General features: G+C 37.0%; 21 protein-coding genes. 12 read left to right on the top strand and 9 right to left on the bottom strand.

The annotated features are described in order from the left end of the window. Window positions 1-33: 33 nt before the first annotated feature. The gene (locus tag ACJJVW_RS00685) at window positions 34-714 is read right to left on the bottom strand and encodes a LytR/AlgR family response regulator transcription factor (protein WP_405250403.1); all 681 of its coding nucleotides are present in this window, start codon (window positions 712-714) and stop codon (window positions 34-36) included. After that, a complete protein-coding gene (locus ACJJVW_RS00690) occupies window positions 711-1,649 on the bottom strand; it encodes a sensor histidine kinase (RefSeq protein WP_405250404.1) in 939 nt (312 codons plus the stop codon). Before ACJJVW_RS00690 ends, ACJJVW_RS00685 begins: the two co-directional genes overlap by 4 nt. A 305-nt stretch (window positions 1,650-1,954) precedes the next feature. Here ACJJVW_RS00690 and ACJJVW_RS00695 point away from each other — a divergent pair, with 305 nt between their 5' ends. The 6 genes from ACJJVW_RS00695 to ACJJVW_RS00720 all read left to right on the top strand — a co-directional run bounded on the left by ACJJVW_RS00695 (window position 1,955) and on the right by ACJJVW_RS00720 (window position 6,363). After that, window positions 1,955-2,725 (top strand): YHYH protein, encoded by a 771-nt coding sequence (locus ACJJVW_RS00695; protein ID WP_298327663.1) that lies wholly within the window; start codon window positions 1,955-1,957, stop codon window positions 2,723-2,725. 3 nt (window positions 2,726-2,728) lie between these two features. Next, window positions 2,729-3,340: a toxin-antitoxin system YwqK family antitoxin gene (locus ACJJVW_RS00700; protein WP_405250405.1), complete on the top strand. Its 612-nt coding sequence runs from the start codon at window positions 2,729-2,731 to the stop codon at window positions 3,338-3,340. Next, window positions 3,318-4,010 (top strand): SCO family protein, encoded by a 693-nt coding sequence (locus ACJJVW_RS00705; protein WP_405250406.1) that lies wholly within the window; start codon window positions 3,318-3,320, stop codon window positions 4,008-4,010. Before ACJJVW_RS00700 ends, ACJJVW_RS00705 begins: the two co-directional genes overlap by 23 nt. 318 nt (window positions 4,011-4,328) lie before the next feature. Beyond that, the gene (locus ACJJVW_RS00710; RefSeq protein WP_339849552.1) at window positions 4,329-4,616 is read left to right on the top strand and encodes an EF-hand domain-containing protein; all 288 of its coding nucleotides are present in this window, start codon (window positions 4,329-4,331) and stop codon (window positions 4,614-4,616) included. A gap of 123 nt (window positions 4,617-4,739) precedes the next feature. Next, a complete protein-coding gene (locus tag ACJJVW_RS00715) occupies window positions 4,740-5,738 on the top strand; it encodes a YHYH protein (RefSeq protein WP_405250407.1) in 999 nt (332 codons plus the stop codon). After that, the gene (locus ACJJVW_RS00720; RefSeq protein WP_405250408.1) at window positions 5,728-6,363 is read left to right on the top strand and encodes a hypothetical protein; all 636 of its coding nucleotides are present in this window, start codon (window positions 5,728-5,730) and stop codon (window positions 6,361-6,363) included. Before ACJJVW_RS00715 ends, ACJJVW_RS00720 begins: the two co-directional genes overlap by 11 nt. A 335-nt stretch (window positions 6,364-6,698) precedes the next feature. Here the strand turns inward: ACJJVW_RS00720 and ACJJVW_RS00725 are convergent, their stop codons facing one another. Both ACJJVW_RS00725 and ACJJVW_RS00730 read right to left on the bottom strand, forming a co-directional pair. Next, the gene (locus tag ACJJVW_RS00725; RefSeq protein ID WP_405250409.1) at window positions 6,699-7,667 is read right to left on the bottom strand and encodes a type I phosphomannose isomerase catalytic subunit; all 969 of its coding nucleotides are present in this window, start codon (window positions 7,665-7,667) and stop codon (window positions 6,699-6,701) included. A 57-nt stretch (window positions 7,668-7,724) separates the two neighbouring features. Then, on the bottom strand, window positions 7,725-8,534 hold the full coding sequence (locus ACJJVW_RS00730) for a dolichyl-phosphate beta-glucosyltransferase (protein WP_298327643.1): 810 nt from the start codon (window positions 8,532-8,534) through the stop codon (window positions 7,725-7,727). 190 nt (window positions 8,535-8,724) lie between these two features. Between ACJJVW_RS00730 and ACJJVW_RS00735 the strand changes: the two genes are divergently transcribed. The 3 genes from ACJJVW_RS00735 to ACJJVW_RS00745 are packed head-to-tail and all read left to right on the top strand — an operon-like array spanning window position 8,725 to window position 14,551. Further along, window positions 8,725-11,811, top strand: coding sequence for a hypothetical protein (locus ACJJVW_RS00735; protein WP_405250410.1), 3,087 nt, complete (start codon window positions 8,725-8,727; stop codon window positions 11,809-11,811). Then, window positions 11,808-13,043: a hypothetical protein gene (locus tag ACJJVW_RS00740; RefSeq protein WP_405250411.1), complete on the top strand. Its 1,236-nt coding sequence runs from the start codon at window positions 11,808-11,810 to the stop codon at window positions 13,041-13,043. Before ACJJVW_RS00735 ends, ACJJVW_RS00740 begins: the two co-directional genes overlap by 4 nt. Beyond that, complete coding sequence (locus ACJJVW_RS00745; protein ID WP_405250412.1) at window positions 13,040-14,551, top strand: glycoside hydrolase family 2 TIM barrel-domain containing protein; 1,512 nt, start codon at window positions 13,040-13,042, stop codon at window positions 14,549-14,551. The genes ACJJVW_RS00740 and ACJJVW_RS00745 overlap by 4 nt, the downstream gene beginning before the upstream one ends. Here ACJJVW_RS00745 and ACJJVW_RS00750 read toward each other — a convergent pair whose 3' ends face one another. From ACJJVW_RS00750 to ACJJVW_RS00765, 4 genes are all read right to left on the bottom strand, one after another. Further along, window positions 14,552-15,754 carry a glycosyltransferase gene (locus ACJJVW_RS00750; protein WP_405250413.1) on the bottom strand — a complete coding sequence of 401 codons (1,203 nt, stop codon included), beginning with the start codon at window positions 15,752-15,754 and terminating at the stop codon, window positions 14,552-14,554. Between the two features lie 41 nt (window positions 15,755-15,795). Then, window positions 15,796-16,095 carry a hypothetical protein gene (locus ACJJVW_RS00755; protein ID WP_405224052.1) on the bottom strand — a complete coding sequence of 100 codons (300 nt, stop codon included), beginning with the start codon at window positions 16,093-16,095 and terminating at the stop codon, window positions 15,796-15,798. A gap of 345 nt (window positions 16,096-16,440) precedes the next feature. Beyond that, window positions 16,441-17,679 (bottom strand): oligosaccharide flippase family protein, encoded by a 1,239-nt coding sequence (locus ACJJVW_RS00760; protein ID WP_405250414.1) that lies wholly within the window; start codon window positions 17,677-17,679, stop codon window positions 16,441-16,443. Window positions 17,680-17,688: 9 nt separating this feature from the next. Then, a complete protein-coding gene (locus ACJJVW_RS00765) occupies window positions 17,689-17,823 on the bottom strand; it encodes a hypothetical protein (protein ID WP_262497446.1) in 135 nt (44 codons plus the stop codon). A 740-nt stretch (window positions 17,824-18,563) separates the two neighbouring features. Between ACJJVW_RS00765 and ACJJVW_RS00770 the strand changes: the two genes are divergently transcribed. The 3 genes from ACJJVW_RS00770 (at window position 18,564) to ACJJVW_RS00780 (ending at window position 23,508) form a co-directional block, all read left to right on the top strand. Continuing rightward, window positions 18,564-18,923 (top strand): endonuclease domain-containing protein, encoded by a 360-nt coding sequence (locus ACJJVW_RS00770; protein WP_298327614.1) that lies wholly within the window; start codon window positions 18,564-18,566, stop codon window positions 18,921-18,923. A gap of 739 nt (window positions 18,924-19,662) precedes the next feature. After that, a complete protein-coding gene (locus ACJJVW_RS00775; RefSeq protein WP_405250415.1) occupies window positions 19,663-21,684 on the top strand; it encodes a tetratricopeptide repeat protein in 2,022 nt (673 codons plus the stop codon). 213 nt (window positions 21,685-21,897) lie between these two features. After that, entirely contained in the window at window positions 21,898-23,508 is a 1,611-nt protein-coding gene (locus ACJJVW_RS00780; RefSeq protein WP_405250416.1) for a hypothetical protein, read from the top strand. A 341-nt stretch (window positions 23,509-23,849) separates the two neighbouring features. On the opposite strand, the gene ACJJVW_RS00785 is transcribed toward ACJJVW_RS00780, so the two are convergent. Beyond that, on the bottom strand, window positions 23,850-26,450 hold the full coding sequence (locus tag ACJJVW_RS00785; protein ID WP_405250417.1) for a DUF6923 family protein: 2,601 nt from the start codon (window positions 26,448-26,450) through the stop codon (window positions 23,850-23,852). Window positions 26,451-26,577 lie beyond the last annotated feature (127 nt).

Below are 26,577 nucleotides of genomic sequence, written 5' to 3' on the forward strand. Positions count from 1 at the left end.
ATGTTGACCCTTTTTGTTTTATAGCCCTTGATATTACTTATTAAAAACAGTGTTTTTGACGGTTTCAAAATAACTATCACTTACAGGTATCTCTGTATTAAAAAGCATTAAAGACCTACCTTTAAGACTAGTAACTTTATTTTTATTTACAATATAAGATCTGTGAACTCTAATAAATTGAGAAGGCAATTCATTTAGCAATTTGCTCAATGATTGGTTTGCCATAATCTTCTTACCATCTTCAAAGTGATAATTTACATACTCACTATCGCTTTCTATGTATAGCATATCTTGAAAAAGGACTCTATGCAAGTCATAACCAGATTTTATTACTAGCGAAGTCTTTGCTTCCTTGCTTACCACAGGAAACTTGTTGATTGCTGCTAGAAAACGTTTAAAAGTGATAGGTTTAGCTAGATAATCTAGTGCATTAAGCTCAAATCCTTTGAGAGCATATTCTGAGTATGCAGTAGTAAATATTACTTTTATATTGTCGTTTATGATAAGTTCGGCAAAATCGGTTCCTTTAAGTTCTGGCATCTGTATATCCATAAACACTAGGTCTACCTCATTTTCCTTGAGATATGATAATGCATGTAATGGATTTTCAAAAGAAGCGAGTAATTCCACATGGGCAACCTTAGCGACGTAAGTCGTGAGTAGTGTTCTTGCTAGTTCCTCATCGTCTACGATGATACATCTCAATTTCTTCATTGTACGGTTACTTTAAGGTGTACACTATAATTTGGAGTTGTCTCAATATGTAGGGAGTGCTTCCCTGGGTAATAGATATTTAATCTTTTTTCTACATTTTGCAATCCTATTCCTCCTACTCCATCTATATGCTGTGGCGTTTCTGGAATACTATTTTCTACTATGAATTCAATCTGGTTATCACTTGTAGTAAGAGCAATATTAATGAAGCGCTCCTCTCCTTTTTCTATACCACTGTGCTTAAAAGCATTCTCGATGTAAGGTATAAATAACATAGGAGCTACAAACATTCCCGCTTTAGTCACATTATTTTCAAACGAAATATTAAAAGGTTTGCTGCTTTTCAACTTAAAAAGAGCAATGTAATTTTCAATATACTCCACCTCTTTCTGTAAAGTTACCTTCGGCCGCTCACAATCATAGATGACATATCTCAACATTTCAGAAAGCGTACTTATACTTTCTTGGGTTTTATCTGAGTTTGTTACAGAGAGTGCATAAATATTATTAAGCGCATTAAATAGAAAATGTGGATTGATCTGCATCTTAAGCATTTTAAGCTCATTTTCTAATAATTCCGCTTTCGCGAAAGCGATCATCTTTTCCTTTTCTTGTACGTAAATAAAAGTCTCAATAAGAATATTAAATATAAATGCCAGGGCGATTGCTAGAAAATGTAACAGTACTGGCGAAGGCCTTCTTGGACCCATAGGCCTTATATCTTCAGGGTTTATAGGATTAATAAAAAGAGAAGATAAATAGGCGAAAATTAATAATAAAGGAACGGAGATTGCTAAAAAATAGAGGTATTTCTTAGTAAAAAGAAAACGTGGTATTAGATAATAAGTAGCAAAGATTATCGCACCTATTTGAAATAGAAATGTAGGTACTGTATCAAGAATAAACTGACTAGTATTTCTTTGATTAAGACTCATAAGGTACCAAACGACGGCCCAAAATATAATCTGTATTAGAATGTAAGACGCTCTTTTCATACCGCAAATTAAAGCTATTCTTAAGTAACAGTTCTCAATATGAGCCATTTTTGAGTGCTTAGAATCGGCACTCAACTATCAATTACGGTCATTCACTTAAAACTTACGGTGGTTCGCTGAATGATAGCAAATCAAAATCACTTTAAGACGTACATTTAACTCAACAAAAGACTGAATTTAAGAATTTTACGTAATGATTTTTCTAAGATTCAGATTAAATGATAACAGCTAAAACTCCATTTGTGATGAAAAAGAATCTAATGAACAAAATCGTCCCGCTATCGGTAATCGTAGCAACTACTGCTATTACTATTCTCGCATGTAGTAGTGATGAGGGAGATGTGACTACAGCATCAAATAATGATGATGAAGTTGCACTTACAGAGCTGCACCAGGCATACACTGCCTTTGACACAGAAGCAACTACCATTTACATTGATGGATCTAACGTAGTGATTGAGACTACTGGTTTACCTAACCACGAAACCGTGTACTGGGGAGAAGGTAATTCCCTGTATAGAGAAGAGCCAGACGTTGCCGTGACGCCTTCTATTATGACTAGTAATAATAATGCAACAACTATTACTGTAGATGGTACGCCTAACCTAACTGGTAGCACTGTTATGACGCAATTAAATACTATTGGTATTGCAGTGAGTGGTGCATCAATATTTAATGATCAAGAAGGTAACGGTGCGCTAGATCAAGCTGCAGCAAGTTTAGACTGGACAGGAGCTCACATAGGGCCTGGTGTATATCACTATCACCTAGAACCAAAAGCATTTACAAATGATGATGATAACCTTGTAGGTGTATTGCTAGACGGTGTTTTCCTTTATGGTAGAAAATGTGATGCTACAGGAACGTATCCTATAGATCTAGATGCATCTGGAGGACACACGACTACCACACAATTTACACAAGGAGATGAGGAATATCACTACCACATTATTAACGAATTATATTCTAACACTGGCTCATACATCGCTTTTGCTGGACCTTACCAAGGATACTAAATCATGTTTATTAGATCATTTATTATCATACTAAGCATCCTATTAATTTCTTGTAATGACCATTCGTTACAGGAAATGGATATTGCTATACATTCTGATAAACCTAAAACTATCAGCGACATAGAGGTATTAAAAAAAGAGCTGGTTTTGAATCCGCTAGAAGGTGCTTGGTATTATAATAACGAATTATTTTCTGGATACTCACTAAGGCTTTATCCTAACGATACACTTGCCGAGAAAATAGGATATATCCAAGGTAAACGAGAAGGAATAGCTCAAAAATGGTCTGAAAATGGTACACTACGTATTGAATCTTACTATAAAAACAATCGGCTAGATAGTATTTATAAAAGTTGGTGGGAAAATGGAGTTCTGGCTTCACAATCCAATTACACTAAAGGAGTGAAGCAAGGTGTAGAAAGAGAATGGTATGCTACTGGAGTGCTTGCGAAGCAAAGGAAATTAGTCAATGGACAAGAAAGCGGATTACAAAAAGCTTGGCTTGAGAACGGAACATTATACGTGAATTATGAAGCTCGTAATGGGCGAATTTTTGGAATGAGAAAAGCTAACTCCTGTTATAAATTAGAAGATGAAGTTATTATCACAAAGTAACCTAATGAGCCTCTTGGTACTTCTAGCACTTATCACTATCACTAGTTGTAATCAAGAAGTAAAGAAGGAAAACGTCAAAGTAGTAGAAACTAGTAGAACAGAATACCTACCCTATTATAATGAGAAGTCATTTACACCTAACTGGATTGTGCCACGATCACAAGAGGAAAAAGACTTTCACACAATTCCTGACTTTGCGCTGACTAATCAGCTAGGGGAAACTATCACTCAAAAAACATTTGACAATAAGATTTATGTGACGGACTTCTTTTTTACTGTGTGTCCAGGTATTTGCCCGCAAATGGCAGATAATATGTATAAGGTGCAAGAAGCATTTAAAGACGACCCAAACGTAGTATTGCTATCTCACTCCGTGATGCCTACTTCAGACACTGTCGAAGTCTTAAAAAAGTATGCCGAAGACAATGGTGTTATAGATAATAAATGGCATCTCGTTACTGGAGATAAGAAGGATATATACTCACTAGGAAGAGACTTCTATTTTGTAGAAAATGACTTAGGAGAAGAAAAAACAATAGACGACTTCCTTCACACAGAAAATTTTCTCCTCATTGATAGTAATAAGCACATAAGAGGGATATATAATGGCTTAAATAGATCATCCATTGCTCAACTCATTACTGATATAAAGGCATTAAAACTCGAGTGACTTACTAAAACATGCTCTTTGTAAAGAGCAACAAAACATTTATAGAAAGCTGGGTAATGAGAAATCATTATCCAGCTTTTTTTATGCGCTAATTCAACTTATTTATCTAAGAAAACAACGCATCGAACAAATCAAAGAAACCTTTATGAATAGCTATTATAGGCTAGAATAAGCACATTTACACAGTATCAAATTATAAGAAAAAGGCTAGATAATGCCATTCACAGAAAACTAGCGCCCATTCACTTAAAGTGACTCATAACCATTAAACTACCTATTACATTTGATGTCAAATAAGTGTAACATAAAACTAGAAATATGAAAACTATGAAATTTAAAACGGCGGTAATAACGGCTATATTTTGTGTAGCATTTACAAGTGTTTCAATGGCACAGGCACAACGAGGAAACGATAGAAAAAAGCCGCCTACGTATGCTGAACTATTGGAGCAAATGGATAAGAATGAAGATGGCAAACTTGCAAAATCTGAAATAAAAGGTCCATTAAAAAATGACTTTGATAAAGTAGATACAAACGAAGATGGTTTCATCTCTGAAAAAGAATTTAAAAAAGCACCAAAACCACAACGCAGAGAAAAAAAGTAATATGTAAAAAGTGAATTGTTTTTAATTAGCCAAAAGCTCTGTGAGTAATTACAGAGCTTTTAAAAAACAAACATCACTCCCATCTAACTTCAAAAAAACCTCAACCAATAAAATCAAAAAAACATGTCATACTTCTCAAAATTACCACTCATAGGATTATTTATATCCTCAATGATATTAATAGGATGCAACTCTTGCTCAAGCGACAATAATGCAACTCAAACAGGAGAAACTACAGATACAGATGGTGTCGTAATAGATGTAGATGCATCACTATTTTATACTAGTGACAATTCTGTTACTATTACCACCGTACCGTGTACTTTATCTAACGGAGTAACTACAGATTGCTACGAACTTGTTGTTACAAGTACACCAGCAGATCACAATATGGGTCCATGGTGTCCAGATAATATTGCAGATGATGCTGAGGCAGGAGGAATCTGGCTAGAAAACGGTCAAGTATATGATGTAGATGGAGCATTTATTGAAAATATGGCTTCCTTTTACAATGACACTACATGGCTTATGTATGATGACAACGGTGATATTTATACAACAGACTCACTAGAAGACTGTGCAAATGCCGCAAACCCAAACGTGGGAGAAGAATATGAGAATTTTTGTGTAGAATGTTTGCCCTCTTATGTGGCAGACCTCACTAGAACGTACCTCATCCCTGTAACACCTCAACGAGTTGCTAGCTCCATTAATTTTGGTGGCGGAGGTCCTATGGGAGGAAACGGCCCATCACAGCGAGGTGTAGCTTTTAACGGAGTAGTTTTTGACGCACCAGCACCTACAGATGCAATACTAGGAGCATATACACTAGCACCATTTGATGATGCTGGTGGGCATATCAATCTCAACGCAGGTTATCACTATCATGCAGCTACAGGAGTTACTACCCAGCTAGCCCAAGAAGATGGACACGCTGCAATGATAGGTTATGCACTTGATGGACATGGATTATATGCACAACTCGATAGTGATGGTAACGAGCCTAGCGACCTAGATGCTTGTAGAGGTCATGAGGATGATGTGAGAGGATATCATTACCATGTAGATGCAGCTGGAGCAAATAACTTTATTAACTGTTTAAACGGAGCTTATGCAAACTAGAAAGAAACTAAAATCATTATTGATTGTTCTCTGCATATTATGTTTTTCTTTTAAAGCACTTGCACATCAATCAGACGCTTCCACTACAATGTTAGTGCAGCAAGAAGATCAAACATGGGTGCTACAAGTGAGTGCATCTCTCACTGCTTTTCAGCAAGAGATAAACACACATTTTTCAGACACGCCTTATACCACTCCAGAGGAGTTTAAAGAAATGGTTCTTACTCATATTAAGAACAACCTGCACATACGTTTTGACGAGAATAAAGAAGTATTGCTATTAAACGGCATTGTACAATTAGGGCATGAAACTAAGGTAGTTTTTAAAGTGATTGGAGTGCCTACCACTATACAAAGTGCAGTTATAGAAAACACAGCGTTTGTAGATATTCACAAAAGCCAGAGTGCATTAATCCTACTTAAAGAAGGGTTTAATAAGAAACACTTTGTACTTAATGATGATAATAATCACACCTTATCACTGCGAGTAGATGGTAAAAATTTTACTGAAGTAACAGCACATCGCGCTAGCCTATTTCCGCCTATTATGGCATTTGTTTTCATACTCATTGCTGGACTAGTGTTTATTGCATTAGTGCGCAGAAAAAATACTATTAACCCTTAAAAAATGATTATGGAATAATTGATTGATTGGTTTGTTTATTTGGTTAAAGCCCTATACGTTGTATGGGGCTTTTGTTTTTCTATACATCAGATTATTTTTTATGTATAGTACGCTTTCGCGAAAGCGTAACTATTACAAGTATTATTAATTCATATAATCACTTAGGACCTTTCTAATAAATTAGGATGACGCAAAAAATCCTCACAGTCCGATGACAATGAGGATTTATTATATAATCTCTACGTAACCTTAATATTGCTTAATCTAATAGAAGTAACAATAACAACAACGTACATCCTAGATTTACTAAGGAATTTGCGTACAGATTTAATTTATTAATCAATATATACTTCTAGAAATTGAGCATCCTTTGCAAAGAAAAAAGCTTCTTTAGAATTTGCTGGAAGTAAGATGGTCTCACCTTTAAATACAATCTCTGTCTTATTATTTACGGTTACTGAGGCACAACCCTCAACACACATAAGGATTACAAAAGAGTCAAGGTTTGCATAAGATTTCTCAAAAGTTTTATTTACTCGTAACACATTTGTGGTAAAGTAATCACAGGCTACCACATTTGACGAGGTATTACTATTTACTTTGCAATCTTTCTTACACTCTTCAGTAAACTCCTTAGTAGCTGCAACAGACTGGTCAAGATGTAAATCTCTTTTTTGACCTTTCTTATCTGTGCGATCCCAGTCATATACTCTATAGGTGATATCTGAGGTTTGCTGTATCTCTGCTGCCAGTACACCTGCTCCTATGGCGTGTATCTTTCCTGCAGGAATAAAATATGCATCACCTCTAGTTACTTTTTCTTTATTAAATACGTCGTATACATTATCTCCTGTCACATCACGTAAGATTTCTGTATTTGCGTTTTTATCTTTAAGACCTAATATAATCTCTGCTTCTTCTTCGTGATCCATGATGTACCACATTTCGGTTTTACCGTATGAGTTATGATCTCTTTGTGCCATCTCATCGTCTGGGTGTACTTGTACAGAAAGATTTGTCTTTGCATCTAAAAACTTTATAAGCAACGGAAACTCATTTCCAAAACGTTCATAATTTGCAGCTCCTACAAATTCACTTGTGTGGTTTTCTAAAAGAGAAACCAGTGATTCTCCCTCGTATAATCCGTTTGCTACCTGTGATATATTTCCTTCTACTCCAGATATTTCCCAGCTCTCACCAGTCGTATCGCTAGTACATTTCTTGTTAAGTACCGATTGTAGTTTAGATCCTCCCCAGATTTTTTCTTGAAGAATAGGCTCAAATTTTATTGGATAAATGTTCATAATAGTAGATTAGATGTGGATAAATGATGTTTTATGGGGACTAGGAAACAGTAATTATTATGCTGCTATAGAAAATTCTTGAGACATAGTGTCTAATGCAAATTCTGTAGGGATTGCGCTGGCTGCTGTATTGCTTTGAAAAGCATAGTTCATCCAGATTTGTGTAAGATTCATTGGGATTTGTAAAGCGTCTTTCATTCCTAACTTAGAATCATCTACGTGTACCCATCTCATAAGTGGCTGCTCAAAGATGTTCTTCATTGTGTTTTCTTTTCCTAGGTAGCTCTTAAGACGTAAGAAGATCTCAACATCAAATAACCATCTGCTAGTAAAAGCATTGTCATATACTACAGGTACGATACTTCTTGTAAATACTTTTGCTCCACACTGCGTGTCTCTTATAGGTAATCCTAAGATTAGTAAGATAAACTGCTTCACAAATTTTGAAAACATGTTTCTCATAAAGTTGCGTTCTATCGTACCGCTTCCTAAAGCGTTTCTAGAACCGAATACTACGAGCTTTCCCTCAGTCTTCAGAGTTTTAACGAGGTCCTTAAAATCTCTGAAGTCTGTTGAAAGGTCTGCATCCATAAATCCTATCGTAGAGATAGTAGACTTGCTATATAAGAATCTAGCTCCTGCTCTTACAGCTGTTGCTTTACCAGAGTTCTTTTTTACATCTACAATGCTTATTGCATTAGGCGCTTGTTCTTTCATACTATAAAGAACCTCTAGCGTTTTATCTTTACTTCCGTCATTTACAAAACATAAATGATAATCGCTGTTTTCTTTAATGAATGACACAAATGCGTTTGTGTTAAGTCTCTTTTCTTCGTTGTAGCAAGGGATGATTATTCCAGTTTTCATAATGTGTGTTTTTGTGTGTTGTTATTGTTTTACAGTACAAACATACCTCGCTTTTCTCGTTGACAGCCAGTGTTTTCGATGGCTAGCGGCTTACTATAGACGGTTACCACTCGTCGAAGGATGAACCATTTATCGAAAGAACTATCTTTGATTCAGAATATTAAAAAGGGTATCTTTTCACTCCCAAACAATGCAGTCAAAAACAAACAAATACTTAGTCAGCGCCGTGCTCCTTGGAATGATTTTCCACGGGACGGCTATGTTCTTTACTGTAGAGCGCACATATGACGCGCTTATACATTTGTTTTTTGCAAATCATTATGCAACTAGCTGGTTTGAGCCGTGGAGTTATAGTTGGTATACCGGCTTTACCGTTATGGGCTATCCGCCACTTGTACATCAAACCATTGGTGCCCTTTCCTATATAGGCGGACTCAAATTTGGGATGTTTACAGTTGCACTTACAGGCGTTGTGCTATTTATTACTGGTGTCTATCGCTTTACCAAAGTCTTAATACCTAATAAGAAGGTTGCAGGATATGCTGCTTTAATGGCTGTTTTTAGTTCGTCCTTTGTAGAAACGCTGCATATTTTTGGGCAACTACCTAGTATTATAGGTATCTCCGTATTAATGCACTGCCTCCCCGAAATCTATCTGTGGGTAAAGACAGCACGCAAGAGACACCTATTTAAAGCCCTTGCATTACTTTCGGTTACAGTTACCTCACATCATGTCACTCCTATATTTGGGATGATCTTTTTTATATTTCCATTATTAGGTATGGTTGTGATGGATGCTGCGAGAGAAAAGGTAAATAGTACAAAGGAGGTGACTGTTATCGCTTTCGCGAAAGCGGTATGGACCCACTTAAGGCGCATAGTTATATTTGGAGCTTGCTCGCTCGTGCTTATCGTAGGTTGCATTTTTCCATACTGGGTAAACACAAAAAATAATCCCATCACGCAAGTACCTATTCCGCATGGATCTAGGGATAATTTTCTTGAAGTACTCTCCTCTGGTTTAGTCTTCTTTGTGATTCCCTGGGGGCTTTTAATGTTCTTACTTCCTTACTTTTTCTATAGGTATTACAGTAAGAGGTTACTCTTTTTTGGGATATCATTTACCTTATTATTGATTCTAGGAACCGGCGGAACAACTCCGGTACCTCTAGCAATGCTGGGAGAAAACGCCTTTAATATCTTAACCTTAGATCGTTTTACCTTGTGGGCGTCTATTATGGCGCTGCCCGTTTTTGGAGAGTTCTGTTATCGCTTTGTAGAAGGTGACTATAAAGACTACTTGCAAGAAAAGTGGGGTACGCTTGTACATAGAGCGTCTGGGGCATTCTTATCATTCCTCTTCATCTTTATCGCCATTTTCACGATAACCTTAGGGAAGTTTAGACCGAGCCAGCCAGATGCTATAAAAATGACGCCTATTGTAAACTTCTTAAATGAAGATGAGCATTACAAATGGAGATACTTACCACTAGGTTTTGGGGACCAAATGGCATGGCTCTCTGCACAAACTAAGGCTACTACGGTAGATGGTGATTACCACTCTGCAAGAAGATTACCAGAACTTACTACAAGAGCGGTGGAACGTCTCGAAAACTCAAAATATAGAGGTATAGAAGGTATAGGGTCACTCCAACAGTTTCTTACGGTACCAGAAAAATACCATTTGAAGTATGTTTTTTCAAACGACAAGTTTTATGATCCTCTACTTTATTTTGCTGGTTGGCACAGATTGAGCTTACTAGAAAATGGTATTATGGTATGGGAAAAAGCAGGCATCGCTCCCTTACCAAGTGTGTTGCCTCGAGAAGATGCTCCACTTGTTTTAAAGCTCATGTGGGGAATTATACCATTTACCACAGTTATCATTGCATTTCTACTTCATTTAGGTTCGCTCTGGACGCGTTCCTTTAAAAGAAAGAAAGAGCTGCCGCTATATTTTGCCTTTACTCCTATCTACAAGCGCGCTCCTTCCCTATTATATCGAACATCTGTGGTGTGGACCATCATCTTACTGATTGTAATTGCCTTTGGCGGATATTTATTTTATGTAAAAAACACCACCCAACTATCGGCTAATAATGTGGTTACTGCTTATTATGATGCGGTAGATTTTAAAGAATTTGAGCGTGCACATTCTTATCTAGATCCAGATAGTGACAAGAAACTATCTCAATTTATGCTCGAGATTTCTGTCTCAGATGGTTTATTGAGTTCTTATGCGAAGTTGGATAGTCTATACATAGACATTATACCAAAAACAGATACCACTGCTTTAGGAATTGTAGATGCTACCTGGATTACACCACTTAAAGAAATTGAAACTCACGACGAGTTACAACTGCTCAAAAAGAGAAGCAAATGGTATATCGTTCCTAAAACTGTAGATCCAGATATACCGCCAGAGCAGCTTCTCATACAGAGCGGAACGAGGTATTATAACCACGGAAAACGTGCTGTGACATCTGAGCAAACTTTTCATGAGGATGTACTCAAGCAACCAGTTGTAGAAGTACTCTCTGCAAGACTGGTGCAACTAGATACAACCTATGCTATTGTGGGAGAAATTCAGAACGTAGATAATATTCCTGCAGATATATCTGTAACAGGAGCTATCTATAATGAAGATAATGAAGAGCTGGCTAGGTTTAATGCTAAGGATGTAGTCAAACATAAATTACTACCTAAGGAGACAACGCTTTACCGCATCAATTTTGAAGGTATTGCATGGGCTTCTGCCACAGAAGAAAAACCAACTACGTACGCTCCAGATGCATTTACAGAAATTGATCTTACAGACATCCCTGTAAATTTTGAAGTACAAGTAAGCGCAAATGTTGCTACGACAGATTTATATCAGGCAGTAGATCTCTCTAAGGTGCAGCAAGTAAAGAATACACTTAATGGTTTCCTTTTTAACACAAGTATAGAAGAGGCGACCATACCACAACTACTTATAGGCTACTATAACGATGACAAGGAGTTGTTATGGGTAGAAAGCAGGTATATAGATGAGAGTGTGCGCCAGCAACGTAAAAGGCCATTTTCTGAGGTATTATACTCAGATATCTTGCCTATAGAAATAGCCTCTGGATTAAAAACAGCTTCTGTAAACGGACTACCTAATCAGAGTATATCTGATAAGGTAGTACCGCAAAGAAATGCATCTGGAAGTGAGCAATCATTTATACCTATCAAAAATATGCCGTATGCATATATTACAATTACCACCAACAACTATGTAGGTAACCCAAAATGATAAAACGTAGCACACACATATCATCCTTTGCTATCGTTTCACTATTGCTGCTCACGATGTTCTGTTCATGTGCAGATAAAGCTGCAGTAAAAACGGTGCAACATACTGCCATAACTTTAGAGGATATAGGTGATCAAACAGTTACAGATAAGGGATTGTTTATACCAATTATAACAGGCAGCGCACTAGATGAGCAAACTGTTTATCTAATTCTATCAAGTACCTACGCCACCATCGTTCTTGAACCTGAAATACTAGATAATACAGCACAGTTTTACATTCCGCCTAATTTTACTAAACGAAGTGGTGTTGTGAATTATAACCTTTATAGTAATGAGAACATCTCTCAAGAAGGTGAGTTCTCCTTATTACCAGACACAAACCATTTAGGCTCAATTGAGACATATCTTGGTCCACGTAGTATTGTTGCAAATGTGCGTGACTGCACGATGCTGGTGAGTATCCCGACAGATACACTAGATAACACCCTTCCAGATAACACTCAAGTAGCACTTAAGTCACAATTTAAGTCGACTATTAAGACTACTACGCATCCTATAACTTCTGGTTTTGTGTGGAAACGCATTTCTTCTCCGCTACGCACAGGAAGAGTGAGCACCGGGAGTACGCTTGAAAATATCTCATCAAAAGAGCTCGTAGCAGATGTGTTTCCAGATGTTGCTCAAGATTTTCGCATAACGGTAATTAGCAATCATAACTATGCAGATGGCAACGAGATCATCAGCTTTCAGAGTACGCAAATACGCGATGAGCATGGTAATGTGATGACAGATGGAACGCTGGTTACTTTTTATATGACAGATACTACAGGTAACCACTGGCAGAATAAGGCGAGTACGGTTAATGGGTACGCTTTCGCGAAAGCGTTACACCCACAATCACCCACCACATGGAATGTAAGAGCAGCCGTGACAGGTATTGCACAAAGCAACACCATAACGCAGCAATTTAAATCCATCATAACCTCCATCCCTACTCCAACTGTAACCGAAAGAAACTTGGCCATAGGACCGCTTACAAGCTACTTAGGACAATTAGTTCAAAATGGAATTGACGTATCTGTAACCATAGGCAAAGAAACCCGCAACGGACAAACAAAAAATGGTGAGGCTACCTTTTATTTAAAAGAAGAAGATTATCCTACTGGAACTTATGACGTCGTAGTACGTTGTTTAGGACTAGAAAGTAACACCCAAATATCAATAGATTGAAAAGTAACAAAACCCTATATCGCATTTTGATTTTGGCTGGATTTATTCTCATAAATGCAGGTGTACTCTATGGTGTGAGTCAGGTGATTGCTTTTTTAAATACGGGTGCAGATAGAAGTAAAATGCTACATCTAGACGAAACAAAAGACCGTCATTATGTGCCAGAAGTGACTTGGGAATCTATTGAAAACCCTGGGCGGCCTATGGAAGAAGCAAATCTAGCGAGTATAGAAGAAGACTATCTTGATGCTTGGTATGTAAAAAACAGGGCTTTTTACACCGGAGAAGATGCAGGGATTTTTGATCATTATACAGAGCGTGCTCGAGGGAAAGTACTTGACTTACTAGCACTTAATAATGAAACAAACACCTATATAGAAAGCACAACGCTTACACATCACCTCTCTGTAGAATTTTATAGTGCAGATGGTACTTTAGTAGTGCTCACAGACCGCAATGTGACTAGTGTGGAGCGTGTTTTTAAAAATGAACAATTTCTTGTAGAACGAGCTTTTAATAATGACTACAAAATCATACTACTGCTAGAAGATGGCTTCTGGAGAGTGCGTCATTTTGAAAAAGTAGCCTCACACCCTACCGAAATTAAAAATGAAACTATGCCGCTAGATCTTACAATGCTGGAAGGCATGAATTATTACCCACAAGGAAGTCCTTGGGATACCTTTGGCCCTACATTTAGTAAAGACACACTTGCTACAGATTTTCAAATTATTAATGATCTTAAACTTAATTCCATAAGAGTCTTTGTAGGTTTTGAAGATTTTGGAAAAGCACGTGTTTCTAAAGAAAAGCTTGAGAAACTCACCTCACTTCTGGACGAAGCAGAAAAAGCAAAACTTAAGGTTGTGGTTACTATTTTTGACTTTTATGGAGATTATCGCATACAAGACTGGACGATAACAAATGCACACCTTCATAGTATTGTCACTCATATAAAGGATCATCCTGCATTATTAGGTTGGGATATTAAAAATGAACCTAACCTCGATTTTGAAAGTCGTGGGGAACGCGAGGTATTATCGTGGCTGAGTCAAACAATAGGTTATCTCAAGACTATAGATAATACGCATCCAGTAACTATAGGCTGGTCTTCTCCAGAGGCTGCGCTACATCTCAAAGAGCATGTAGATATTGTCTCGTATCATTATTATAAAGATCTTGAGGATCTTGCAGCGGCTCACAAATCCCTTACAGATGCAACTAGCAAGCCTGTGGTTTTGCAAGAATTTGGTCTCGCAGCTTATCACGGATTATGGAATCCTCTAGGATCTGATGAGAAAGATCAAGCCGCATATTTTAAAGAGTTTTATGTAACCCAGAAAAGAGATAGCTTACACTATCTCTCATGGACACTTTACGACTTTAGGGACATACCGACTGAAGTGGCTGGTAGATTACCGTGGCGAAAGAACAAACAGGCTTTTTTTGGAATTGTAAATACACTTGGGGTGAAAGACGATGCCTATTTGATCATTAAGAACCGGTAATTATGCTACCTTCAATATTACTTCGTTGTTATTAGTACTTCTTCCTGCAAAAACATCTAGGTACATCTGAGCGATACGGCTCATAGGTAATGCTGTTGCTGCTTTGTAATTAGCTTTTGCTATTTCTGTTCTGTACGTTTCGTTCATGACTAGATTTTCTATACCAGATGCAAGACTGTGCATACTTTCTGGATTAAAGAACTCACCTTTATACCCTTCTTCTTTTACTAAGATGCTTAAATCTCCTAGATCTGGCATTACTACTGCTTTACCATAGCTTCCTGCTTGGTGCAATACTCCAGAACTTCCAGTAGTAGATGTGTATGGAAAAACTACCATCGCACTCTCTGAAAATATCACTGGTACATCTTCTTCTTCTACATAACCTGTGAAAGTGAGATTAGGAACATGCTTATATGCTTCCTTTACTTCGGCTAGGTATCCTGGTGTATTAGGGCTATCTGTACCCGCAATTACAATCTCAAGATCACGTCCTGTGTTTTCTCTTACCTTTTGTACTGCTTCTATAAGTATTTCTACTTTTTTATAAGTTCCAAATTTTCCAAAAGTCATTATCTTAAGAGGACCAGGAGCTGCTTGGTAAGATGGTTCTAATGGAATTTCAAAAGTACCATGAGGGATCAGTACACAATTTTTTGCGTTATATTTTTCTTCAAGGATAGTTACATACTTGCTTATGGTAAGTGCTACAGTATCTGCTTTAAGAACTACACGAGTAAGCATCTCTCCAATAAAGTTATAAGCCTTTATTTTGAGTTTGTTAGATGTAAATCCTGCGCTATCAAGATCTACAGTTTCCATAATATTATGAAGTAACACCGTAGTTTTAACTCCCATTAACTTAGAAACCCAAGGAGAAAATAAACCTAAAGCGGCTGCTACTTTCTTATCTCCAAACTTCATAAACTGTAGGTTATAAAGTACCGCATCTGGCTTTGTAGCTCTTACTGCCTTTGCAATGGATAGTACATTAGATAAGCTATTAAATTTCCAGCACTGCTTTACGGTGATTGCGCATCCATCTTCTTCAAAAGTGATATCTGCTTGTTCTGGAGTTACATCTGTGAGAAGTACAAGTTCTGTTACTTCTTGGTTTTGACGAAAATGCTTAACTAAGTGATATGCATATTCGTTTAAAGTTACTTTGCTCGGTGGATAGGCCGTTACGATTGCTAATTTCATGATATATAGATTTGATGTTGTTGTAGTAGTATTCTTTTATGTTATGCTGCTGCCTGGTAATAGTTGGCTTCATTATTAAGCTGTGCGTATAATTCCTTAACTGCTGGCTCTGGGTAACTGAAAAACTTAAGTGATTTTTCTTCTGAGATTTCAGCTTGCAAGTTTTCTAAAACTCTTACTAACTTCTTAGATCCTTTCTTGATCTCACATAAGTTGATGATGACATTATCTTGTATCGTAAGTAATGCTTTGAAGTATCCTTTTACTTCTTGAACGTGTGTGCTAGATACTTTTCCTTTGATACAAGTTACTCCGTAAATGTTGTTGATTTCTAAAGCCATGATATTTATTTTTAAGTAGTTATGTTTTTTTGATAGTACAAATATGCGGCTTTGCTTTCGCGAAAGCGGACCAAAAACGTTTACTCGACCATTAGTATAGACGAATGGTAATTGACCTTCGATAAACGATTTTTGAAAATGGGCGATTTATCAGGTATTTACGCCAACAGCCTATATTACAGCACTTAAGAATGCTATCAAAAGTGTTCTTTTATCAATGTAGAACATATTAAAAGGACGACGCTTGGATGGCAATAGCAGTTTTATAAAGTATTTCTAAAACAAAACCCTCTTATCAAAGCAACAGCTTCTATAAGAGGGCAAACTACAATCTGGGGGTATATCTTACTTTACTTGCATTTTCCAGAAGTAAAGTAGTTGCGCGATAAGTAAACCACCCATCGCTGCAACTTGGGCTAACACAACTTCAAATAACGAATCGTGGAAAAATATGATTAACACTATCTGTAACACTCCAAAAATGGCAGCAATTACAATAGGCTTATAATGATCTAGGGATAAATAGTAGTAGGCAAAAATATTAGATAAGGCAAAAAAAGATGTGGCAAGGGCATACCAACCAAGTAAGGGAGCAATTGCCATATATTGATCTCCAAAGAGAACCTGAACGGCAAATGATGGGAATAAAAATGTGAATAATACAATCGCGCTTGCAAGAGCTGTGATGTATCCTACGTACTTCATAAGTACTGGTACAGAGTTTTTACCCTCTTTACGCATGGTTACTACGGTAGGTAGTAATAACATTACGAACATCCAAGTTACAAAATATACAACACGGCCTATAAGTGCTAGTGAAGCATATAATCCTGCATCATACGATGGAAAAAAGTGCTTTACTAGTAAAATGTCACTGTTATTACAAATGATCTGGGTAAGCTCATAACATGCGGTAAGTACAAAAAACTGAGTCACGGCCTTACTCTCTTTTGAGGTAAGTGCTGTCTCTATCAATTTTTTTGAAGTGAGTTTCTTAAAAGGAAACACACCAGCGATAAAAGAAACTGCTATTGCTGTAGATACTGCTACAGAGGATTCTATATTGAAAAACAGTAAGAATGCAAAAGTAAGAGCGAGCCTGCATACCATCTCTAGCTGATATGTAACAGAGAGTTGAATAAAAGATTTGCGTCCTTGTAGGTTACCTCGATTTACACTCATCACAAAATAAAGTGGAACTGCTATTCCAAAGATGGTGAACATTATAGGTGAAGCCGTTTGCAAAAGTGACTGTAATGAAGTTGCAAAAACTACAATCATCGCTCCGAGTATAATCCCAAAAGTGGTTGCCTGCTTGTAAGCTCTTTTTACAAAAGCTTCTTGCTTTGAAGCGTCAAACTCAGTAGTAAACTTTGCAACTGCAAGTTGGAAAGTCATCGCTACAAAAGATAGTACTAGAAGTAATGTGATTAATATAGCAGCATCTGCAAAAGCTCCAGGTCCTAAAACTCTACCTAGGCCTAAGTTATAGAGGTAATTTCCTCCATTTACTACAAAGGCACTGAGCATAAATATTTGCTCTGGTGAAAGTGCTTTTTTGATTTTTTGTTGGATTGCGATCATGATCAATGATTAATAAGTCATTAGTTGGATAACTGGCTTATCAACCTTTCTATGCACTACATTTAATGTAGCTCCTGTTGACATCGTTCTTGCGTTGTGCACTATTCTTAATGTGCTCTTGTTGTTTATTACTGTAAGTCCCATAATAGTTTGTTGTTTGATTCTGGTACAAAGATGCAAGCAATTAAGAGGCTTTCGGTTGAAATTTCGATGAGCACATTCTTACTGTAGACGAATGGTAGTATTTCTTCTTTAAAGCATGTTTAGTGGTTGTATCGCTTTCGCGAAAGCTTTACTTGTTACTATATAAGGAGGAGGTTTTTAGATTGTTAGGGTGTGTTTCATTCCCATACATGAAGCATCTTCTGTCAATCTTTGTGGACTTATTACTCGGATGTAGAACATCTCCTCTATAACTATACGTATTTCTTACTCAGACGCAAAACATCTCCTCCCGTCTTTTTTGAATTTCTTACTCAGATGTGAAACGTCTTCTCTATAACTATACGTATTTCTTACTCAGACGCAAAACATCTCCTCCCAGCCTCCTCTTCGAAGAGGAGGAGTAAAAAAATAGAAAGCCCCTCTTGGAAGAGGGGTTTGGGGAGATGTTCGCAACAGTGAGATTTTATCAAACCTTAGAATGAGAGGAAGGCACATTTGGGGAGATGTTAGCAACTAACTTCTCACTCACACGCAAAAAACATCTCCTCCCGACCTCCTCTTCGAAGAGGAGGAGCAAAAAAAATAAAGCCCCACTTGGAACTTGCCTCCGACGAATGACTTTAGGAATGAGAGGAAGGTACATTTGGGGAGATGTTAGCAGCCTAATATATTTAAAAATATCTATTTTATTGATTTCCATATATTTACCCTAAAAACTAATGCAAAGATTAATTCCATATCGAAGAGACTTAAAAGAGCGAGCTCAGGAGCTCAGAAAGAATATGACACTAGCAGAGTTAACTCTTTGGGATAAGATCAGAAGAAAGGCAACCGGAGCAGAATTTCATAGACAAGTGCCGTTATTAGATTACATCGTCGATTTTTATTGTCATGAAATAGGTCTTGCTATTGAGTTAGATGGGAGCATTCACGAAAACCAAATCATAGAAGACGGACTTCGTCAAGGTCGTCTAGAGGAGAAAGGTGTGCACTTTTTAAGATTTACAAATGACGAAGTGTTTAAAAATATAGATGCCGTTATTATTGCTATAGAAGATAGAATAGAGGAATGTTTGTAATTGACTTAGTTGTTGTTTTTCTCACTCAGATGTAAAACATTTCCACCCAACCTCTGTGCATTCCTCTCGGTCGTTCCTCCCTCGTCGGATGCAAGAAAGAGGAGGAGTAAAAATATTAAGCTTCTATTGAAAGATGAGCAAATAGTGAAGCCCCTCTTCGAAGAGGGGTTTGGGGAGATGTTCGCAACAGTAAGAATTTATCAAACCTTAGAATAAATGGAAGGCACATTTGAGGAGATGTTCGCAACGATTTTCTTACTCAGACGTAAAACATCTCCTCCCGACCTCCTCTTCGAAGAGGAGGAGTAAAAAAATGAAAGCCCCTCTTTGAACCTGCCTCCGACGACTGAAGTATGAAGGAGAGGAAGGCACATTTGGGGAGATGTTCGCAACAGTAAGAATTTATCAAATCTTAGAAGGAAAGGAAAGCACATTTGGAGAGATATTAGCAGCAAATACTTCAAGATTGAGAGTAAGCCACATTTGAAAAATGTGTGCAACATCTACCCAAAAATCATCTCTATCCTATTTTTATCTTTCAATTTACAACGTAACATAAAAGCCTAAAAATTAGATGTTCTTGGCTAAATATTGAATATTTTTATTACCTATAAACTCAAAACTACCCTTTACCAGATCTTAACCTCCACCAGTCGACGATAAGTGTCGATGACTTGCAATTATCTTCAGATTGAAATCTTGATACATGACCATAACTTGCAACTGTAAAACAAACGTAATGAGAATAGCAACATTAATTATCGTCTTCCTTTTAAGTGCAACAGCATACACCCAAGATATGTCTGCAGGTTTCACTTTATTAGAAACTGGAAAATATGAGGAGGCAAAAGCTTTTTTTGGAGAAGTACTAGAAGACTACCCAGATAATAAGACAGCAAGACTTTGTTACGGTCGTGCTTTAGGTCTTAGCGGTGATAGCGCAGAAGCTAGATCATTATTTACAACACTAAAGGCTGACTATCCGACGGATTTTGAAGTTGGCTTAAACTATGCCGAGTCTCTTTTATGGGATAGTGATTTTGGCGCAGCAAAGGACTTTTATGAAACCCTCGTTGCCAAAGACAGTACGAGCTTCTCTGCCCTACTCGGTTATGCAAACACGCTTTCTAACCTTAAGGAATATGACGCTGCAATCAATTATGTAAATAAAGCACTTACGGTACAACCTGGCAATGCAAATGCTGCCGTGTCAAAAAAGTTTATGCGTTTGGGGAAAGCAAACCAACTTACGACTGCTTTTCAATATGATGCGGCTATACAATTGCTTAAAAGTGCTCTTGAGGATATGCCTAACGATGAGCAAATCATAAGCGCGCTTGCAAATACGTATATCGCAAAGAAGGATTATGAGAATGCAAACACGATGTACAGCCAACTTTCAGATACCTTAACTTCTCAAGTAGGAAAGTCATTAGTTGCTCACTTACAGAAGGACGACAAGCTTGCTTTATCACTAGCGCAGGAGAGTATCGCTTTCGCGAAAGCAGACACTACAAAAATAATTACCGCAAATGAGCGCTACATCCAGGCACTTATCTGGAACGGAAAATACGCCACGGCAAGAACTGCCATTGCAGATCTAAAAGTGACATTCCCTACAAACCAGCGCGTTGCTGCACTCAAAGCTACGCTAGGGATGTACACAGGGACTTTCAAGAAAAGTATCGAGGTCTATAACGGTATCCTTGAGAAGGACAGTGCCTCTTTTGACGGAAATCTAGGGATTGCAAATGCATACCGTGCGCAGGGGAATCTAGATGAGGCTTACGCTTTCGCGAAAAATACCTTAACCTTCTACCCTAATCAAAAAGATGCTACTGGGTTAATGAAAACAATAGAAAGTAGCCTTGCTCCAGTGATTGAAACACGAGCTGCCTACACTTCTGATAATGGCGATAACCAAGCTTACTCTGCTGGAATGACGGCAACCCTACCATTTACAAGTAGATTTAAAACAGTGTTCTCATATAACTATAGAACTACTGAAAATATGACTACAAATACGATGGCATATAATACAGATGCATCTATAGGTGCTCATTATAGAGTGATTAATAACACGTGGTTAGAAGGGACGTTAGGATTTGTAAAAGCAGACGCAAATGCAAATAACTATACAGATGTAAATGGATCTGTTTTTATAAAATCAAGACCACTACCACTACAATATTTAGAGATAGGATACAGCAGAACGTTACAAGATTTTAACGCAGCACTACTAGACGAGAAGATATTTATGAATAACTACTCCCTTAACTACAATATGGGAACAAACATTAATTTAGGTTGGTATTCTGGTCTTATGCACACGCAGCAAACCGATGGCAATTCTCGTAACTTACTGTTTACTTCTTTATACTACAACTTCACAAAAAACCCAACGCTTAAAGGTGGTATCAATTACCAGTATGTAGGTTTTAAGGATCAAGTGCCTACTTTATATTTTAGCCCATCAAAATACCAAGCAGTTGAGTTGTTTTTAGATCTTACGGGACAAGCAGGAAAGTGGAGCTATGCAGCAAACGCAGCTGGAGGTTTACAAGTAGTAGAAGATGATGAGGCTACTACCCTATTTCGCTTAGAAGCTAGACTTCAATATGCAATATCTAACCGTTTTCAAGTGGGTGCTTATGGAAAGTATAGTAACATCGCCTCTGCAACCGCAGCAGGATTTGAATTCATGGAAGTAGGCTTAAAACTGAGATGGCAAGTGCTTAAGGGTGGTGTTGTGAAGATGTAATTTTTAAGACTACCTAATACTTGTTTAAAATATTTAGAAACGCCCTTTTGGGCGTTTTTTTGTTGTTATAATACTCATTCATATTACAAGTATAATGTTTGTTTTGATAATTATAGAACTACGATATTCATTGTATATTTAGTGAGAACAAACGAGAGCGCAAATTAAAGCGATTGGCTTGATTTGCTTCATGCAAAGAAACCTATTACATATATGCTAGATTGGATTAAAAACTTATTTGAAAGTAAAAAGGATTTAGAAGTTACCGAGTGGCAAACTGATAATTCTATCTTTCAGTTATTGAGCAATAATATAGATAGTAATGGAATTCTAAAAGAGTCTGCTATCGATCTACCTGATGATAAAAAATCTGATGAAAGTGGAATTACATTTGCTCCAGGATTAATGGATTCAATGTTTGGTGCGGATGATTCTTCTGAATCAAAAGTTAGAATTAGAGAATTATCAGCTCTGATAAAAACAATAGCAAAAAAAGGAGATAGTAGAAGTAAATCAAAGTTTTATGAGAGAATAACTGAAAGTGACGGAATAATTGGAATAATAGACGAATTTCTTCAAGAAATAGTGAATCAATCTTTACCTATTGAACCATATCTATTCGGCTTTGCTAAAAATTTAGCAACGAAAACAAGTCATAGAAATGGTGTCAAAATAGGAATTGCAATTCTCGGTCTATGTCAAAATAAATCAGTTTTAAGCGAAATTAAAATACTTGGTTTACATGATGAGTTTACCGTTTTTTCAACTGTTGCTCTTTCAAATTTATCAGAGAACCCTGTTCAAGATCTATGGGAATTAGCGGGTAAAGTTGATGGCTGGGGAAAAATTCAACTTGTAGATAGAATAGCTAATATGGATTTAACCGAGAAACTTAAAGATTGGTTAATTCTCGACGGCTATAAGAACAGTATAATGAATGAATATTTGGCATGGACTTGTGCAGTCAATGGAGAATTACATAAAAAACTTCAAAATAAAAAAATAGATAATAAGCTCTTCAAATCTGCAGGAGAAATTATTAAAGCCCTAATTTCTGGTGGACCTGCAGAAGATATTTCGGATTATGAATTCGCACCTGAATCAGTCGAGAATTTTATTCGACATGGAAACTCTCACGTAAAAGATATTATAGATTTTATCACTTTAAATTCTATTAAAGATTTTCTAATCGAAATTCAAAACGAGATAGGAGAACATAAAAAAACTGGTTGGACTCAAGATATAATTTCGAATTGTCTTATAGATATAAACGAAGTATTAAAAAATAGAGACTGGAAAGAACAAGCAAAAATAGCATTGAAAAGCGATGATAATGTTTTATACTGGAATGGAAAACAAGCCGCTCAAGAACTTGGTGTAGAATTATGGGATGCTGTTTGGGCTAAACTACTAAACAATCCTTTAGATAGTTCGGCTTGGTATGATGTTACTGCTTATGGTAAAGAAGATAACGCGAATGACATAATTGACTTCGCAAAAAATAATCTACCATTGGAAGAATTAGGAACTGGTCCAAAAGATTGGATGGGATTAGGAGAAAACTATCAAAAACATTCTTGTTTTGATAGTGTAATAACATTTTTAAAAAATTATCCAACGAAAGGAGAAGAACTTATTCTCATTGGTTTAGATAGTCCAGTAACTAGAAATAGAAATATGGCTATTGGTGTTTTGGATGAATGGACATCTAAAAATTGGTCGGACGAAATTACTAAGAAGATCAATCGATTGAAAGATATTGAACCAAATGAAGAGAGTAAAAAGAATATAGAAAGACTTCTAAAAGGGCTGGATTTAGAATAAGCACGCACGCACAACGAACAACTCATTTAAAACAAGCCTCCTTAGACTTCGCTCAATACAATCTTTTAAGCTACTGTTGATCTAATAATTTCTATCATAGATTCTTCCTGAATTGATGATGGCAAAAGCTTATTTGAGAGCTTAGTTATCATTACGATGAGCACTTTTTACTACTCATACTCGAGATATGCTTTCGCGAAAGCGAACTTGTGAGATTTACGAGCAACGAGAAAGCGTAGCTATAAAGCTTACTAATCACTGTACCTCTTACCCCACCACAAAAAAGCCACCACCGTCCCCGGTGATGGCTAAACATCAATCAAATCAAATCAAAAAACTACTTATCTTTTTATGACAAACTTGCCACTGTGTTGTTGTGAGGCACTATCTATTATTTTATAAGTGTAGATACCTGTTTGTAAATTTGGAGCGTTATAGGCTGCTGTTAGGCCTCCGTTATTTGTTGTTATATCTTGTACATCTACTATGCGTCCTAGCATATCTACTACCGTGATTTGTACCGTTGCACTTGCTTGTGGCAAGCGTATTGTAGTTTGCGATATAAATGGGTTAGGGTAATTTATTAAGGCATCTGCTACCACTATATTTTCGTCTGTTGAAAGTACTTCTGAGTTTGCAAATTGTATATCATTAACATCCATTTCCTTTGTAACCATCGTTCCATCATGAGATACCATGGTAAATACTACCGTTACTAGATCATTAAGTAACAACGGTGTTCCCGACGGACTTGTAAAGTTCTCAAATGAGATATCAAAATCTTGATAGTTGTCTGTAAGTACTATTGTTGCTTTATACTGATCTTCCCAGATTTCTATACTTTCCTTTACAAAAGTGATTTCTAAGTTTCCTGTTCCCTTTGCTGTCATTTGTAATGCATTAAACATGCTTACATCTACTGCTTGAAAACGTGCTGTAAGTGCTCTATATGACGCAACATAACTGTTTGTAGTTGCAGTGAGTGACAGGTTGCGTTCTATAGCATAGGTGTCATCTCCGTATGTTTCTTCATTTTCTGAAATCTCATAGGTTACTACTTCTGTCCCTTCTTGAGATGCATCTACTCCCCATGGCCCGTCAGATAAGAATAAATCATCTGGAGTATTAATCCCGTCGCCTATTCTAAAGCCTATGTCAAATAAGTATCCAGTATCTATGGTTACTTGTGTGATGTAATTTTCGCCAAGTGAGATGCTAGATGTCGTCGTTACAATCTCGCTTGTTTCTGTTGCTCTTATTCCTGCGTCAAAAGTTACACTTTCGGTTGCATTTGTATTGATGATTTCTAGTTGTAAAGCTCCGTTGTTATAGTTTCCTTTTTTTACAAATACGGTAGGTGGTGTCGAGGTATTATATGAAGTTACTGGCTTCTGTACTTCTAGAAGATTCAAAACTTGTTGTCCTAGTTTGTGTAAATCATCTATCGAGTTTGCCCATATTTGGAAGTTGTAAAATGTTACATCATCTTCATAGCTATCCAGATTCCAGTGGCTTTCTACAGCAAACTCAGTCTCGTTGTTTACCATTTTCGCCGAAAGGCTTAAAACAAATTCTACACTCCCATCTATATTTTTAATGAGGGACTTAATAAATTGTTGATCATTAATTGCTATGGTAGATACAGAGATAAGCTCTGCTCCTAATAAACGATCACAGATATACTTAGTGTGCTCATACACGCCATTTTCTGTCTTAAGTGCAAGTATAGATGCGGTTGAGAGCTCTCCTTTTATATAATCTACAGCATATACATCTGTTGCATTTGTGATAGCTACAAGATCTGTAGGTGTAGACTCTACTACATAATCTTCATCAATTTCCTCTAGTGGGATAAGGTCTGCCAGCGTAAAGGCCTGTGCAGTTCTTACGGCATAGGTTTCTTTCTTATCTACTAGTGGTGCAAGGTCTTTGTTAAACTCATAACTCTCCTTTGCACGATTAAAATTACGTTTTGCAATGGCGTTAGACAGTCTATTGTTACTTTCTAGTCCTCCTTTATTTCCTGTAGATGCTTCTGGGTCAATAGTCGCACACATCCCGTATCCTGAACATGACGGATCTTCACAATCAATAAGTCCATCACCGTCATCATCAATTCCGTTATCACAAATTTCTTGTAAAACTGGTGCCGTAGGGCAACGTGCGCCATCATTACTCGCACTAGATGGTCCAAAGGCAAAAAGATTTGAATCCATACCATTACTTCCAGTTAAGTCTTGTACACTTTGTATTACATATATAGTTCCTGTTTGATTTGCAGAGACATAAAAGCGCCCAGATGCATCAAAATAAACAGCACCATAGGTATAATCAAGCCCTGATAATATGGGCACAATACCTAATGTTTGTACTTGTCCATTTTCTGGATTAATTCTATATAAAATGTTTGTTCCTTTTTCAACAGCATACAATTGGTTATCTACTGCATTTAATGCCCAGTCGTGAATACTTAAACCTTGAGATAATGAAGCCGTCGAAGTAAGCTCTGTATATGTTTCTGATGCTGGGTCGAGGTCTACGGTGTAGTATGTGCTCCCGCCAGCTTTAAAGTAATATTGTCCTGTAGCACTTATGTCACCTACATACTTGTTACCTGTAGGCAATGCATCAATAGTGATGGTCGTGGTCTCAAAGTTCTTACCTATCTTAACAATAGATTTTGCAGGGCTTGATAAGTATCCCCAGATGTAACCATCTGCTGGATTATATGCTGCTGCGTTTATGTTTCCTGGTGTGATATCCTTTGCTGCTAGAAAAGAGTTTCCAGATGCAAGGTCAATAGAATAAACATCATTGTATTGAAACAAATAAGCGCTAAAATCACAATTAAAAGGTACATCTTGTGCGCTGGCTGTAAATGAATACAACAGGCAGCTTAGTGCTATTATTTGCCTTGTAAGAGAGTAGAAATTTGCAATCATAATGCTTCTATTGATGTGATTATAGAAACAAAATTAGGCAGTTTATACCCTGATTTTCAATTTATTCGACCGCACTGATACTTGTATCGTTGAGTGGTAATTTACTGTAGATGAATGGAATTTATTG

The organism is Dokdonia sp. Asnod3-C12 (assembly GCF_045063975.1).
GTDB lineage: Bacteria > Bacteroidota > Bacteroidia > Flavobacteriales > Flavobacteriaceae > Dokdonia.

Bases quoted from the DNA above. Each gene is read 5' to 3' on its own strand.
- ACJJVW_RS00775 (WP_405250415.1), top strand. From the start codon at position 19,663: ATGAGAATAGCAACATTAATTATCGTCTTCCTTTTAAGTGCAACAGCA.
- ACJJVW_RS00785 (WP_405250417.1), bottom strand. From the start codon at position 26,450: ATGATTGCAAATTTCTACTCTCTTACAAGGCAAATAATAGCACTAAGC.
- ACJJVW_RS00705 (WP_405250406.1), top strand. From the start codon at position 3,318: ATGAAGTTATTATCACAAAGTAACCTAATGAGCCTCTTGGTACTTCTA.
- ACJJVW_RS00770 (WP_298327614.1), top strand. From the start codon at position 18,564: ATGCAAAGATTAATTCCATATCGAAGAGACTTAAAAGAGCGAGCTCAG.
- ACJJVW_RS00690 (WP_405250404.1), bottom strand. From the start codon at position 1,649: ATGAGTCTTAATCAAAGAAATACTAGTCAGTTTATTCTTGATACAGTA.
- ACJJVW_RS00700 (WP_405250405.1), top strand. From the start codon at position 2,729: ATGTTTATTAGATCATTTATTATCATACTAAGCATCCTATTAATTTCT.
- ACJJVW_RS00720 (WP_405250408.1), top strand. From the start codon at position 5,728: ATGCAAACTAGAAAGAAACTAAAATCATTATTGATTGTTCTCTGCATA.
- ACJJVW_RS00760 (WP_405250414.1), bottom strand. From the start codon at position 17,679: ATGATCGCAATCCAACAAAAAATCAAAAAAGCACTTTCACCAGAGCAA.
- ACJJVW_RS00735 (WP_405250410.1), top strand. From the start codon at position 8,725: ATGCAGTCAAAAACAAACAAATACTTAGTCAGCGCCGTGCTCCTTGGA.
- ACJJVW_RS00730 (WP_298327643.1), bottom strand. From the start codon at position 8,534: ATGAAAACTGGAATAATCATCCCTTGCTACAACGAAGAAAAGAGACTT.
- ACJJVW_RS00715 (WP_405250407.1), top strand. From the start codon at position 4,740: ATGTCATACTTCTCAAAATTACCACTCATAGGATTATTTATATCCTCA.
- ACJJVW_RS00750 (WP_405250413.1), bottom strand. From the start codon at position 15,754: ATGAAATTAGCAATCGTAACGGCCTATCCACCGAGCAAAGTAACTTTA.
- ACJJVW_RS00710 (WP_339849552.1), top strand. From the start codon at position 4,329: ATGAAAACTATGAAATTTAAAACGGCGGTAATAACGGCTATATTTTGT.
- ACJJVW_RS00725 (WP_405250409.1), bottom strand. From the start codon at position 7,667: ATGAACATTTATCCAATAAAATTTGAGCCTATTCTTCAAGAAAAAATC.
- ACJJVW_RS00755 (WP_405224052.1), bottom strand. From the start codon at position 16,095: ATGGCTTTAGAAATCAACAACATTTACGGAGTAACTTGTATCAAAGGA.
- ACJJVW_RS00780 (WP_405250416.1), top strand. From the start codon at position 21,898: ATGCTAGATTGGATTAAAAACTTATTTGAAAGTAAAAAGGATTTAGAA.
- ACJJVW_RS00695 (WP_298327663.1), top strand. From the start codon at position 1,955: ATGAAAAAGAATCTAATGAACAAAATCGTCCCGCTATCGGTAATCGTA.
- ACJJVW_RS00685 (WP_405250403.1), bottom strand. From the start codon at position 714: ATGAAGAAATTGAGATGTATCATCGTAGACGATGAGGAACTAGCAAGA.
- ACJJVW_RS00740 (WP_405250411.1), top strand. From the start codon at position 11,808: ATGATAAAACGTAGCACACACATATCATCCTTTGCTATCGTTTCACTA.
- ACJJVW_RS00765 (WP_262497446.1), bottom strand. From the start codon at position 17,823: ATGGGACTTACAGTAATAAACAACAAGAGCACATTAAGAATAGTGCAC.